At 69.0% G+C, this 13,143-nt stretch carries 12 protein-coding genes; 4 read left to right on the top strand and 8 right to left on the bottom strand.

Annotated elements, in window-relative coordinates:
• Positions 1-8: 8 nt before the first annotated feature.
• On the top strand, positions 9-1,685 hold the full coding sequence (gene glpD, locus ACQPYY_RS06280; RefSeq protein ID WP_433593037.1) for a glycerol-3-phosphate dehydrogenase: 1,677 nt from the start codon (positions 9-11) through the stop codon (positions 1,683-1,685).
• 161 nt (positions 1,686-1,846) lie between these two features.
• The gene (locus tag ACQPYY_RS06275) at positions 1,847-3,271 is read left to right on the top strand and encodes a WGR domain-containing protein (RefSeq protein ID WP_433593036.1); all 1,425 of its coding nucleotides are present in this window, start codon (positions 1,847-1,849) and stop codon (positions 3,269-3,271) included.
• Positions 3,272-3,285: 14 nt separating this feature from the next.
• Here ACQPYY_RS06275 and ACQPYY_RS06270 read toward each other — a convergent pair whose 3' ends face one another.
• The 6 genes from ACQPYY_RS06270 to ACQPYY_RS06245 all read right to left on the bottom strand — a co-directional run bounded on the left by ACQPYY_RS06270 (position 3,286) and on the right by ACQPYY_RS06245 (position 9,866).
• Positions 3,286-3,789: a PaaI family thioesterase gene (locus tag ACQPYY_RS06270; RefSeq protein WP_433593035.1), complete on the bottom strand. Its 504-nt coding sequence runs from the start codon at positions 3,787-3,789 to the stop codon at positions 3,286-3,288.
• A gap of 45 nt (positions 3,790-3,834) precedes the next feature.
• Entirely contained in the window at positions 3,835-6,426 is a 2,592-nt protein-coding gene (locus ACQPYY_RS06265; protein ID WP_433593034.1) for an ATP-dependent Clp protease ATP-binding subunit, read from the bottom strand.
• 396 nt (positions 6,427-6,822) lie between these two features.
• The gene (locus ACQPYY_RS06260; RefSeq protein WP_357288663.1) at positions 6,823-7,020 is read right to left on the bottom strand and encodes a hypothetical protein; all 198 of its coding nucleotides are present in this window, start codon (positions 7,018-7,020) and stop codon (positions 6,823-6,825) included.
• Positions 7,021-7,258: 238 nt separating this feature from the next.
• On the bottom strand, positions 7,259-7,600 hold the full coding sequence (locus ACQPYY_RS06255) for a histone-like nucleoid-structuring protein Lsr2 (RefSeq protein WP_213561466.1): 342 nt from the start codon (positions 7,598-7,600) through the stop codon (positions 7,259-7,261).
• A 134-nt stretch (positions 7,601-7,734) separates the two neighbouring features.
• Complete coding sequence (locus ACQPYY_RS06250; protein WP_379102113.1) at positions 7,735-8,100, bottom strand: Rv3235 family protein; 366 nt, start codon at positions 8,098-8,100, stop codon at positions 7,735-7,737.
• A gap of 275 nt (positions 8,101-8,375) precedes the next feature.
• Positions 8,376-9,866, bottom strand: a complete 1,491-nt coding sequence (locus tag ACQPYY_RS06245; RefSeq protein ID WP_433593033.1) for a flavin-containing monooxygenase — start codon at positions 9,864-9,866, stop codon at positions 8,376-8,378.
• Positions 9,867-9,936: 70 nt separating this feature from the next.
• On the opposite strand from ACQPYY_RS06245, the gene ACQPYY_RS06240 reads away from it, so the two are divergent.
• Entirely contained in the window at positions 9,937-10,947 is a 1,011-nt protein-coding gene (locus ACQPYY_RS06240) for an AraC family transcriptional regulator (protein ID WP_433593032.1), read from the top strand.
• A gap of 133 nt (positions 10,948-11,080) precedes the next feature.
• A complete protein-coding gene (locus tag ACQPYY_RS06235; protein WP_379102110.1) occupies positions 11,081-11,308 on the top strand; it encodes a hypothetical protein in 228 nt (75 codons plus the stop codon).
• Between the two features lie 21 nt (positions 11,309-11,329).
• Here the strand turns inward: ACQPYY_RS06235 and ACQPYY_RS06230 are convergent, their stop codons facing one another.
• On the bottom strand, positions 11,330-12,136 hold the full coding sequence (locus ACQPYY_RS06230; RefSeq protein WP_379100425.1) for a nuclear transport factor 2 family protein: 807 nt from the start codon (positions 12,134-12,136) through the stop codon (positions 11,330-11,332).
• A gap of 66 nt (positions 12,137-12,202) precedes the next feature.
• Positions 12,203-13,072, bottom strand: coding sequence for an LLM class F420-dependent oxidoreductase (locus ACQPYY_RS06225; protein ID WP_433593031.1), 870 nt, complete (start codon positions 13,070-13,072; stop codon positions 12,203-12,205).
• Positions 13,073-13,143: the final 71 nt, after the last annotated feature.

The raw sequence follows: 13,143 nt of genomic DNA, 5'->3' as shown, positions 1-13,143 counted from the left end.
GTAATGTCGTGTCCGCACAACTGGATCCCGCCTACCGCGCCCGGGCGATTGATTCGCTCGGCGACACCGAAATCGACGTGCTCGTGATCGGTGGTGGAGTGACCGGAGCGGGCGCCGCCCTCGACGCCGCCTCACGCGGGCTGTCCGTCACCCTGGTCGAGGCGCGCGACTTCGCCGCCGGCACCTCGAGCCGGTCGTCCAAGCTCATCCACGGCGGCCTGCGCTACCTCGAGCAGTACGACTTCGCCCTGGTCCGTGAGGCTTTGAAGGAACGCGGCCTGCTGCTCAACAAGCTGGCCCCGCACCTGGTTCACCCGGTGTCGTTCCTGTTCCCGTTGCAGAAGCACTACGAGCGCTTCTACATCGGCGCGGGCATCGCCCTCTACGACACCATGGGCGGCGCGCGCTCGGTGCCGATGCACAAGCACCTGAGCCGTTCCCGCGCACTGGAATTGGCGCCCGCGCTCAAGGAAGACGCCATGACCGGCGCCATCCGCTACTACGACGCGCAGGTCGACGACGCCCGCCACACCATGATGATCGCCCGCACCGCTGCCCAGCACGGCGCGACCGTGCTGACCCGCACCAAGGTCACCGGCCTGCTGCGCGACGGCGAGCGGATCGGCGGCGCGCAGGTGCTGGACCTGGAAACCGGTCTGGAGCACAGCATCCGGGCCCGCACCGTGATCTCGGCGACCGGCGTGTGGACCGACGACATGATCAAGATGACCGGCGTGGAATTCCCGTTCCACGTGCGCATGTCCAAGGGCGTGCACATCATGGTGCCGCGCGAGAAGCTGGACCTGGGCACCGGCATCGCCATGAAGACCGAGAAGTCGGTGCTGTTCGTCATCCCGTGGGCCGAGCACTGGATCATCGGCACCACCGACACCGACTGGCAGCTGGACAAGAACCACCCGACCGCCACCGCCGGGGACGTCCAGTACATCCTCGACCACGTCAATTCGCTGCTGCGCGAACCGCTCACCCGCGCCGACATCGTCGGCACCTACGCGGGCCTGCGGCCGCTCATGACCGGCGCGTCCAAGGAGACCTCGAAGCTCTCGCGCGAACACGCGGTGGCCGAGCCCGCCCCGGGCCTGTTCGTCATCGCGGGCGGCAAGTACACCACCTACCGGGTGATGGCCGCCGACGTGGTCGACGCCGCCGCCGAACGCCTGGGCAGCGATGTCGCCCCGTCGGTGACCGCGAACCTGCCCATCCTGGGCGCGGTCGGCTACCAGGAACTGCTCGACCGGGTACCCGAGGTGGCCGCGGCGGCCGGGCTGCCGGAGCAGACCGTCACCCACCTGCTGGGCCGCTACGGTTCGCTGACCGACGAGCTCTTCGACCTGATCGCGGCGGTTCCCGCACTGGCCGAACCGATTCCGGGCGCGGAGGACTACCTGGGCGCGGAAGCCGTCTACGCCGCCACCCACGAGGGCGCGCTGCACCTCGACGACCTGCTCACCCGCCGCACCCGCATCTCGATCGAGGTGCCCGACCGCGGACTGAAGGCGGCCCGCGAGATCGCCCGGCTCATCGCCCCGCATCTGGGCTGGGACGACGAGCGCACCAATGCCGAGATCAACCGCTACTTCGACCGCGTGCACGCCGAGCTGGCCGCCAACGAGGAGAAGGACGACGAGGCGGCCAACGCGGCCCGCATGATCGCGGTCGGCTGACGACGAGCCGAGTGTTCCGACGCCGCGCGGGGAAATCCCGCGCGGCGATGGAGCGCATTCCCCTTCTCCCGCAGGCCCTCGACCTCGACAGACGCCGAATGTCGGTGGGCCTTGTTAGTTTTCGCCGCACATCGAGTTGAACGTGAATCTTGGAGCAAGGCATGAGCGGCGGGGAGACCACATACCTGGAACTGTCCCAGGACAGCGGTACGGCACACAAGTTCTACGAGGTCGTCGTGACCGGGACGCAGGTGACGATCCGGTACGGGCGCATCGGCGACGCCGGGCAACGACAGGTGAGTTCGTTCCCGACAGCGGAGAAGGCGCGCGCGGCGGCGGCCAAGAAGGTCGGCGAGAAGATGCGCAAGGGCTACGCGCCCGCGGTGATGGGCGCCCGCGCGGCGCGGCCGGTCACCCGGCGTGCCATCGTCAGTCAGCGCTCCACCGCCAAGAAGGCCCCGGTGCTGTGGAGCTTCGACTCCGGCGCCGCGGCGTTCGGCATCTTCGTCGACGACGAGCGCTGCTGGGTCGGCAACGAGCACGGCGACGTCTTCACCCTCACCCCCGACGGCACGGTGACCGGCCGGTTCCGGCTGCCCGACGCGGTGAAGTGCATTGTCGCCGACGACTTCTGGATCTACGCGGGCTGCGACGACGGCCGCGTCTACGACCTGACCGGCAAGGTGCCGCGCGCGGCCTACGACATCGCCGCCAATGTCGACATCTACTGGCTCGACATCCACGACGGCATTCTCGGCGTCTCCGACCGGCAGGGCGGGCTCACCGTCATCGACCACGAGGAGGAATCGCTGTGGACGCGGCGCAGCGCCGGCGACTCCGGCTGGATGGTGCGCATCGACGAATCCGGTGTGTACCACGGGCATTCGAACGGCGTCACCACCTACGACCTGGCCACCGGTAATACCCGCCGGCAGGTCGGCACCGGCGGGGCGGTGCTGTTCGGCTGGCAGGAGAACGACGCCGTGTACGCGGGCACCGGCACCCGGCAGGTGCGCATGGTGGCCAAGGACGGACAGGCCGAACGCACCTACCAGTGCGACGCGGCCGTCTTCTCCTGCGCCACTTCACCGGACGGGCGCTTCGTGTTCGCGGGCGACAACTACTCGTCGGTGTACTGCTTCGACGCCGCGGGCAACCGGCTGTGGAAGCTGGCCACCGGCTGCGGCTCGGCGTACTCCATGCAGTACCACGACGAGAAGCTCTACCTGGTCACCACCAACGGCACCCTGGCCTGCCTGGATGTCAGCGAAGCCGCCATCCGCGACGCCGAGCAGGGCGTGCTGCCGCAGACGCTGTCGATCAAGGCCCCGGAGATCTCGGCGGTGACGCCCAGCGCCACGGTGGAGGTGATCGCGGACGCCGGGGACGGCATCGTGGTCGAATGCGTCCAGGAGAACGGCAACCTGCGCGTGCACGTGCTCTCGGCCGGGTACCAGCGTGGCTGGAATGTGCAGTTCCCCAGGGAGATTCGCGAGGCGGGGGCGCGGTACGTGGTCGACGCGGTCACCGAGTCGGCGCGCGGCGGGTTCTACCGGGTGCGCGGCGACATCCGCCGGCTGCGCTGAGTCCCGAGCCCGAATCAGGCTCCGACGCTGGACAATTCGCCCGGCGTCGCGCCGAAACGGTGGAAGTGGGCGGCGGTCACCTCGACGAAGATCGCGCGGCCGGTGGCGACCACGGTGTCGCCGTCGGTCAGCTCGGTGTGGATGAACAGCTTGCGGCCCTCCCGGCCGACCAGCTTCGAGGTGACCGTCAATTCTCGGTGCAGCTGGACCGGCACCGTGAAGTCGACCTCGAGTTTCACGGTCACGGCGGGCAGTTGCAGCGGCATGAGCACCGAACCGGACGCCTCGTCCAGGGCGGCGGAGACGATGCCGCCGTGCGCCACACCGGGCGCGCCCTGATGCCGCTCGTCCAGTACGAAAGTGCTGCGGACCAGGTCACCGTGGCGCTCGAAGGCCATGGCCGGGGAGGCCGGATTGGCCGGGCCGCAGCCGAAGCAGCCGGGGTGATGCGGCGGGAAGGGCCCCTCGGCGAACAGGTCGCCGAGGGGCAACGGCGCGGCGTTGCGATCGTTCTCCATACTGAAAGTTAACGCAGGTTCACGTTGGGCGCGCAAGCCCGGGGGTCAACTCTCGGCCGCCCCCGACTTCCCGCGCGGCGCCTTCACGCCGTTCTTGCCGTGACCGTCGGACTTGCCGTCGGCGCTCTTCTTGCCACGCTTGCCGACGGTCAGGATCGATTCCTCGGCGACCTTGGCATCGGTCTTCTCACCGCCGCTGTGGTGCAGCGCCTCGATCAGCAATCCGTTGTCGTCGGCGTCGATGCGCACGGTGTCGCCGGGTGCCAGCGAGCCTTCCAACAACTTCTTGGCCAGGGCGTTGTCCAGCTCCTTCTGCACCGTGCGGCGCAGCGGGCGGGCGCCGAACTCGGGCTGATACCCGGTGTCCGCCAGCCAATCCATGGCCTTGTCGGACACGTCCAGCGCGATGTCCTGGGCGTGCAGCCGGCGGCGGGTGCCGTCCAGCACCAGGCCGACGATGGTGCGCAGCTGGTCCTTGTCGAGGCGGTGGAAGATGATCTGCTCGTCGAGCCGGTTGAGGAACTCCGGGCGGAACTGCTTGCGTAGTCGCTCCTCCAGCTGCGGCTTGATCGAATCGAGATCCCCGTCCTTGGCGGACAGGATGAGATCGGACCCGATATTGCTGGTCAGGATGACGATCGTGTTCTTGAAATCGACGGTGCGGCCCTTGGAGTCGGTGACCCGGCCGTCGTCGAGCAGCTGCAGCAGCACATTGAACACATCCGGGTGCGCCTTCTCGACCTCGTCGAACAGGATCACCGAATAGGGCTGGCGCCGGACCTTGTCGGTGAGCTGGGCAGCGTCGTCGTAGCCGATGTATCCGGGCGGGGCGCCGACCAGCCGGGCCACCGTGTGCTTCTCCTGGAACTCGCTCATGTCGAAGCGGATGAGCCGGTCCTCGTCGCCGAACACCGCGGCCGCCAGGGCTTTCGCGAGTTCGGTCTTGCCGACGCCGGTGGGGCCCAGGAACAGGAACGAGCCGATCGGCCGGTTGGGGTCCTTGAGCCCGGCGCGGGCGCGGCGCACCGCCTCGGCCACCGCAACGATGGCCTCCTCCTGGCCGATCACCCGCTGGTGCAGATCCTGTTCCAGCTTCAGCAGTTTCGCGCGTTCCTCGGTGGTGAGGTCGGCGACCGGGATACCGGTGCGGCGCGAGATCACCTCGGCGATATCGGTGATGGTGACCGTCGGGATCTCGGTGCGGTCCACCTCGTCGGCGGTCTTCCGCTCCAGCTTCGCGATCTCGCCCTTGATCTTGTTCGCCTTCTCGTAGTCCTCGCCCTTGACCGCCGCGTCCTTCTCCCGATTCAGGTGCGCCAGTTGCTCTTCCAGCTCTCGGACCTTGGGATCCGGTGTGCGCGTGCGCAATCGGACGCGGGCTCCCGCCTGGTCGATCAGGTCGATCGCCTTGTCCGGCATGAACCGGTCGGTCAGGTAGCGGTCGGACAGTTCGGCGGCCGCGATCAGCGCCTCGTCCAGATAGCGGACCTGGTGGTGCTCCTCGTACACGTCGGCCAGACCGCGCAGGATCTCGATGGTGTCGGCCACCGACGGCTCGGACACCATGACCGGCTGGAAACGGCGTTCCAGCGCCGCGTCCTTCTCGATGTATTTGCGGTACTCGTCGATGGTGGTCGCGCCGATGGCGTGCAATTCGCCGCGGGCCAGGGCGGGCTTGAGCATATTGCCAGCGTCCATGGAACCCTCACCACCGCCGCCCGCCCCCACGATGGTGTGCAGTTCGTCGATGAACACCACCAATTCGTCGGAGTGCGCGCGCACCTCGTCGAGCACCTTGGTGAGCCGTTCCTCGAATTCGCCGCGGTATTTGCTGCCCGCCACCATGGAGCTCACGTCGAGGGCGACCACGCGGCGGTCGGCCAGCGTGGCGGGCACGTCGCCGTTGACGATGCGCTGGGCCAGGCCCTCCACGATGGCGGTCTTGCCGACACCCGGATCACCGATCAGCACCGGATTGTTCTTACGCCGCCGGGACAGGATCTCGACGGTCTGCTCGATCTCCTCGGCGCGGCCGACCACCGGGTCGATCTGGCCCGCGCGGGCCTCCGCGGTGAGGTCGCGGCCGTACTCGTCCAGCGTCGGGGTGCCGGAGGGCTCCTTGGCCGTCGGACCCCCGGTGGCCGCGGGCATCTTCGCGCCCGCCAGCGCCTGGGCGGCCGCGCTGTCGGGCAGGCCCGCGATGCCCAGCAGGATGTGCTCGGGCCCGATGTAACTGCTGCCCGCCTCGGCGGCGCTGCGCTGCGAATTGCGCAGGGCCAGCTTGGCGGCCGGGCTCAGGGCCAGCGCGTGGTCGTCTCCGTGCGCGCCGACGCCGCTGCCCGCCGCGGTGCGCATGTGCTCGCGCAACTGTTCGGGGTCGCGGCCGATCTCGGCGATGATGGTGCGCGCCGGTTCGATGGCCGCGGCCGCGTAGAGCAGATGCTCGGGGGTGATCTCGGCACTGCCCCAGTCGTGGGCGGCCTGGCGCGCGGCGTCGACGACCTGCTTGGCGCTCTCGCTCAGCAATCGGGTCAGGTCGATGCGCTGCACCGGTGGCCGGCGCGACATTCCGGATCCGAAGAAGCGGTCGAAGATATCGTCGAAAGAATCCATCGAACTGGGCCAGCCCTGCGTCATGCGGTCACCTCGCGGCTTCGGGTGACGCCCCGGCAGACCCGGTAGGACTCGGTGTGACAACGAGCCTGCCGACGCGTCAGCTAACGGATGGCGAACTCGGTGACCACAGTAATAGCCCCGGCCCTGCTGAGCGACCTCTACGGAGATCTCGATACGCGCGGCCGCGGTGCTCTTCGTGTTCCAGCCCGCCGAGGAGGGACCGCCGGTCGGCGAAAAGGGCTGCGCGCGAGCGATGCTCGACGCGGGCGCGCTCGACGATCCGGCGCGCAGATGCCGGCCATCCGCACTTCTACGCCGACGACGGCACACTCGTCACCGGGATGCGATTGCACGCGCAGGCGGGCTACGACCATCTCGGCGGCGCCGTGGCGCCGGGCCGGCGTACGAGGAGGGCCCTCAACGGGCGGCGAGAACCTGGAGGAACGGGGCGTAATCGCGGACGTGGCCCTCGGTCCAGTCCCAGAACGAGGCCGGGTCCACCGCGACCCCGCGCTGCAGCATCAGATGCCAGCCGTCATCGCGCTTTTCCCACATGTCGCCGTCCCGATCGACGTACAGGCCGGTGCTTTCGGGCTCGATACCTGTCTCGCCCACAACGATCACCCCTAGAACTCAGGTTGCTTCTGTTCGGAAGCATTCTCCCTGACACCTGTTGTTCACTTTCGACCGGGGTGGTGGCCGTGCGGTCGCCGCGCATAGCGACCGCGCCGATTGTCGCGAGAAATCCAGGAGAGCTAATGGCCTGATTTGTCAGTTTTGGCCCGATATGTCAGTGGCCGCTGCCGCCGGCCCCGGCACCCCGCCGAATTTCCCGCGCTCGGATTTGCGCTGGCTAATTCTTGGCGCGCTGGTAAGCCTCGACGATCTCGGCCGGGATACGACCGCGCGAGGAAACCTGATGACCCTGCGCCCGCGCCCATTCCCGGATCGCGGTGCTCTCCTCGCGGTCCACGGCCGGACGGGTACGGCCGCCGGCGGCCACCTTGCGCTTGGAACGACCCACCTTGCGGGCCTTCTCCGACCACGGTTCCAGGGCTTCCCGCAGCTTACCGGCGTTCTTGTTCGACAGATCGATCTCGAAGTCGTTGCCGTCGATCGAGAAAAAGACGGTCTCGTCGGCCTTCGATTCGCCGTCGTAGTCGTCAACCAGAGTTACGGTGACTTTCTTCGCCATGGACTGCCCTTCCACGTGTAGGTGCCGCTATTCGCCGAAATGCTAATCCCGCGGGATGCAGGATTCAAACCAGGCGCGAATCGAATTCGGCGCCACCAGACAATTCAGCTATTACCGCTGAGACCCTCCGGTCTTCAGCACACCCGGAATGCGGCCAAGCGCCACCCGGAACGACCGCGGACAATGCGTGCCGCGAGCGCGAAATGCCGCCCGCCCCGATCGTAGGCCGCGCAAACCTCGCCCCCGGCGGTCCCGGTCATGATCACATCGACCCTGGTGAGGGTGGCGGTCCCGAGCTCGCGCCCGGGTAGTCCCCGGCCGCCCGCGAGGGTGCGCACCGCGGCCACGACCGCGGGCTCCGCGAGCAGGGCCAGCTGCCCCGGCGGCCGCCGACCATCCAACACCTCGAGCGCCGATCGCAGGGCGGTTCGGGCGAATTGCCCTGCGCCGGTGTTGCGTTCGTCACTCCGCCCGGAATTCGCAGGGTGCGAAGACCGCACAACCCGGTGCAGACCGGCCGGACGCGAAGCCCGGGCCGCCGATTCGGAGCCCACCCGCGCCCGGCATCCCGGCGCTCCACCGTCCGGCCGCCGCGACGACGGCAATGGCGGCTCGAATCCCGTTGCGGGCAGCAGAAATCCGCTCTCCGTCCCCACCACCACTCCCCCTCGAATTCCCTACTCCGTGTTCGGATGCCACACAGAATCGCACGGGGTACGCGGAGCCCACCGGCCGGACGCGAACTTCGCACCCGGCGGCGCCGGTGAGACGAGCGTCACACCCGCTGCAACTCCTGGGCGGCCACCGGACGCAGGGTTTTGCTCAGATCGGTGCGCATGACCGTCGCGGTGTCGAGCAGATAGTTCTGACGAACCGTCCACGGATTGCGGTCGCCCTGGCGCGGGAAATCGCCGATCGATCGCTGGACGTACCCGGACGCGAGATCCAGCAGGGGCCGTTCGCGCAGCGCGCGCTCCGGCTCCGGGGCCACCGCGGTGTAGCCGTTGCGTTCCATGTAGCCGAGCACCTTGCAGACCAGGCGCGAGGTGAGGTCGGCGCGCAGCGTCCACGAGGCGTTGGTGTAGCCGATGCAGACCGCGAAGTTGGGCACGCCGGTGAGCATGGTGCCCTGCCAGACGAACTGCTCCGACAGTGCGACCGGGGTCCCGTCGACCACCAGGTCGATACCGCCGAACGCGAGCAGCTGCAGACCGGTGGCGGTGACCACCACGTCGGCCTCGATCACCGGGCCGGACTTCAGCCGGATGCCTTCGGGCACAAAGGTTTCGATGTGATCGGTGACCACCTCGGCCTTGCCCTTGCGCATGGCCTTGAAGAAGTCGGCGTTGGGCACCGCGCACAGGCGCTGGTCCCACGGGTCGTAGTCGGGGGTGAAGTGCTCGGCGACCAGGGCCTCGTCCTTCAGGATCCGGGTGGTGAGCCCGGTGAGCAGCTTCTTCGCGGCCTCGGGCCGGCGGCGGCAGTACTGGTAGAAGCCGATGTTGAACAGGATGTTCTTGGTACGGATGAGCCGGTGCGCCAGATCGGCGGGCAGCAGTTCGCGCATCCGGTCGGCCACCTTGTCGCGGCCGGGGACCGCGGAGATCCAGGTGGGGCTGCGCTGCAGCATGGTCACCAGTTCGGCCTGCTCGGCCATGGCCGGGACCAGGGTGACCGCGGTCGCGCCGCTGCCGATGACCACCACGCGCTTGCCCGCGTAGTCCAGGTCCTCGGGCCAGAACTGGGGGTGCACCATGGTGCCGGTGAAGTCGTCGATGCCGGGGAACACCGGATTGTGGCCCTGGTCGTAGTTGTAGTAGCCGGAGCAGGAGTACAGGAAGCCACAGGTGAGGGTGCGGCGCTCCACCCGGTCGCCGGTGCGCTGCTCCAGCGTCAGGGTCCAGCGGGACTCGCCGCTGTTCCATTCGGCGGCAACGACTTTGGTGCCGAACCGGATGTGCCGGTCGATGCCGTTCTCCGCCGCGGTCTCGGCGATGTAGCGCAGGATGGACGGCCCGTCGGCGATGGACTTGGCGTCACGCCAGGGCTTGAACGGGTAGCCGAGGGTGAACATGTCGCTGTCGGAGCGGATGCCCGGGTAGCGGAACAGGTCCCAGGTGCCGCCGAGCGCGTCGCGCGCCTCGAGGACGGCGTAGCTGCGGCCGGGCAGCTCGGTCTGGAGCCGGTACGCCGCGCCGATGCCGGAAAGCCCGGCTCCGACGATGACGACGTCGAGGTGTTCAGCGGGGGTCTGCGCGGCGTTCATGACTTCCAGTCTGTTGGGCTCGGGATGCGGTTTCTTGACACTACGCGACAACTATTTGATCCTGGACGACATGTCGGTGATCAGATCCGCGGGCCTGCGCGGATTCCGCGCCACCGTGGCCGAGCTGGGCGGGAACGCCGAGGAGCTGGCGCTCGCCTGCGGCCTGCCGGTCGCCGCCCTCGACACCGACGATCTGCTGGTCCCCGACCAGGCCGTGGCGGCGGTGCTCGAGCTGGCCGCCCATCAGCTCGACTGTCCCGATCTGGGCCTGCGCATGGCGCGGCGGCAGGATCTCGACATGCTGGGCCCGCTGGCCCTGGCCATCCGCAACGCCACCAGCCTGGCCGCGGTACTGGAGTGCACCTCGCGCTACCTGTTCGTGCACGCGCGCTCGCTGAGCCTGACCATGGAACCCGACCCGTACGGCGACCGCGGCGTCATCGCCCTGCGCTACGGCGTCAGCACGCCCGGCGCGCCCACCCCCGTGCAGGGCACCGATCTCGGATTGGCCTTCGTGCACAGGACGATTCAGCGGCTCGTCGAGGACCGCTACGGGCTGCGCTCGGTGGAACTGCCCTACCGGCCCGCCGCGCCCATCCGGGCGTACGAGGAGTTCTTCGGCGCGCCCGTGCGCATCGAACGCCCGGCCGCGCTGCTGCGCGGCCCGGCCGCCCTCGGCGACCGGCAGCTCGCGGGCGGTGACGAGAACCTGCACCGGCTGGCCCTGGCCTTCCTGGCCGGACAGTCGGGCGACGCGGCCGCGGCCCTCGCCCCGCGGGTGCGCACCACGCTCCAGAAGCTGCTGGGCACCGCCGCTCCCGAAATCGACACCGTGGCACGGCTGCTCACCATCCACCCGCGCACGCTGCAGCGCCGGCTCACCGCGGAGGGCACCAGCTTCGCGGCGATTCTGGACGATGTGCGGCGCGCGGAGGCCCGGCGCTACCTGACCACCACCGACATGCCGATGAGCCAGGTGGCCTCGCTGCTGGGGCTGGCCGAGCAGTCGGTGTTCACCCGCTGCTCTCAGCGCTGGTGGGGGGCAACGCCGACCGCCGTGCGCAAGGGCAAAACGGTCTGACCACAGGGCTTGTCAGAAAACGCGGCTCGAGTTCCGCTGCATCCATTGGCAAATCAGGGCGCCCATTGGCAAATCATGCACGGCGAGTCGTGCAAGAAACGCCATCGATTTGCCGGATTGGCGCGTGTCGATCATGGTCATGTGCCGCTCGCACGCGCAGGATGTGCAGATGATCGCCGAATGCCCGTCCTGCGCTTGGCCCTCGCCCGCCTCCGTCTCCTCCCACCGCGGTGTGCAGTACCACCGTTGCGTGTGCGGACAGTGGTTGATCAGCGTCCACGGGAAGGTGGTCGGCGCGGCCGGGGGCACCACGTTCAGCGGGGAGAATCCCCTGGCCGAGATCGCCGGACTCCGGGACTGACCCGTCCCGGAGGGGCCGGAATCAAGCCGCCGACACGAAGATTCGCGCGGACTCGATCCGCAGGCCGCGCTCGGCGAAGTCGAATTCGGCGATGCCGCGGCCCTCGCGGGTGTCCACCGACACCGTCACCGAATGACCGGCGGCGAGAGCCTTGTCCCAGCGCACGCCCTTGACCCGGGTGGCGAAGTCCTCCAGCGACATCGCGCCGTCGACACCCCACTCCAGGCGCGGCACCGGCGCCAGAACCGCACGGGCACTGGACGAATCGCCACGCGAGACCGCGTCCAGCAGCCGCTCGGCCGCCTGCTTGCCCGGCGCGCCCACCCCGCGCAGCCCGGACATGAAGCCCACCGCGCCGCCCAGACCCTGGTTCCCGAGCAGCTGCGGGCCCAGTTTGGCCCCGGCCAGCAGCCCCTTCGTGCCCGATCCCATCAGCTGGCCGATCATGCCCGCCAGTTCCCAATGTGCGCGCAGGCGACGGATTTTCAGCGCGCCGTCCACCTCGGCCAGGTCGTAGCGCAGGTGCATGGGCACGTGCAGGGTGACCCCGGTCGACATGGTGGTGGCGATGCTCAGATCGCGGAAGACCGTCATGCCGCACACCACGTCATTGGTGACGTCGAAGGCGATGCCGTTGGGTCCGATGAAGGTGTCGTAGAAGCGCTCGATGGCGGCGCGGCCCACGTGCGGGCGCGAGCCGACCGGGTCCTCGACGCTGCCGTCGTCGGCGAAAAGGCCCACCCAGGCGGCCTTGTCGTGCGCGCCGACCGCCTGCGGTGAGGCTTCGACGGTCGCCAGCAGTTCGGCGGCGGTGGGGTTCGCGGGCACGGTGTCCTCCAAGTGGTAAAGCCAAGCGCGCGCGATGATACCGAACCCCCGGCGGGTAATCCGGACTCAGAGGGCGGCCAGCCGCGGCAGCAGCCGCTCGGCGAACTCGGTGGCGTAGGCGACGGGCTCGCGGTCGGGCATGAAATCCAGCTGGCTGATACCCAGCCCGGCCAGCTGTTCGGCGTCGCGCAGCACCTGGTCGGGATCGGTGAGCGCGATCGGGGCGACGTAGAGCGCGGTCTTGCGGATCGCGTCATAATCGCGCCCCTCGGCCGCGCAGTGCCCGCGCAGCACCGCCAGCTTGCGCGCGACGTCCTCGACCGAACTCGCGAACAGGTTGCAGGCGTCGGCGTAGCGGGCCACCAGCAGCAGCGTCTTCTTCTCGCCACCGCCGCCGATGAGGATGGGCGGATGCGGCCGCGACAGCGGTGCGGGCACGCAGACGGTCTCGGCCAACTCGTAGTGCTCGCCCTTGAACGGCCCGTTGTCGGGACCCCACATCTGCAGGCAGATGCGCAGCGTCTCTTCGAGCCGTTCGAATCGCTCGCCGACCGGGACCACCGGCACGCCGAGGGCGCGCTGCTCGCGCTCGTACCAGGACGCGCCGATGCCGAGTTCGGCCCGGCCGCCGGAGAGCACGTCCAGGGTGGTGACGATCTTGGCCAGCAGGCCCGGATACCGGTACATCACGCCGGTCACCAGGACGCCCAGCCGCATCCGCTCGGTCAGCGCGGCCACGTAGCCGAGGGTGGTGTAGCCCTCCAGCATGGGTTCGTCGTGGGCGGCGGTGTACTCCATCTGGAAGTAGTGGTCCATGACCGAGAACTGCGCGAATCCCGCCTGTTCGGCGATGCGAGCGGTGCGCGCCAGGGTGGGCGCGATCAGCGCGGGCTCGGCGGGGGTCGAAAAGTTCCAGTAGTGCAGGCCCAGATCCATGTCGGACTCCTCTCGTTCCCGGATGACACATGTTGTGTGGCTGGGTGATCCGTTCGCGCGGCTGTCCCCAG

The organism is Nocardia sp. CA-145437, assembly GCF_050956485.1.
Lineage (GTDB): Bacteria > Actinomycetota > Actinomycetes > Mycobacteriales > Mycobacteriaceae > Nocardia.
This window is presented reverse-complemented; position numbering and strand designations above follow the sequence as displayed.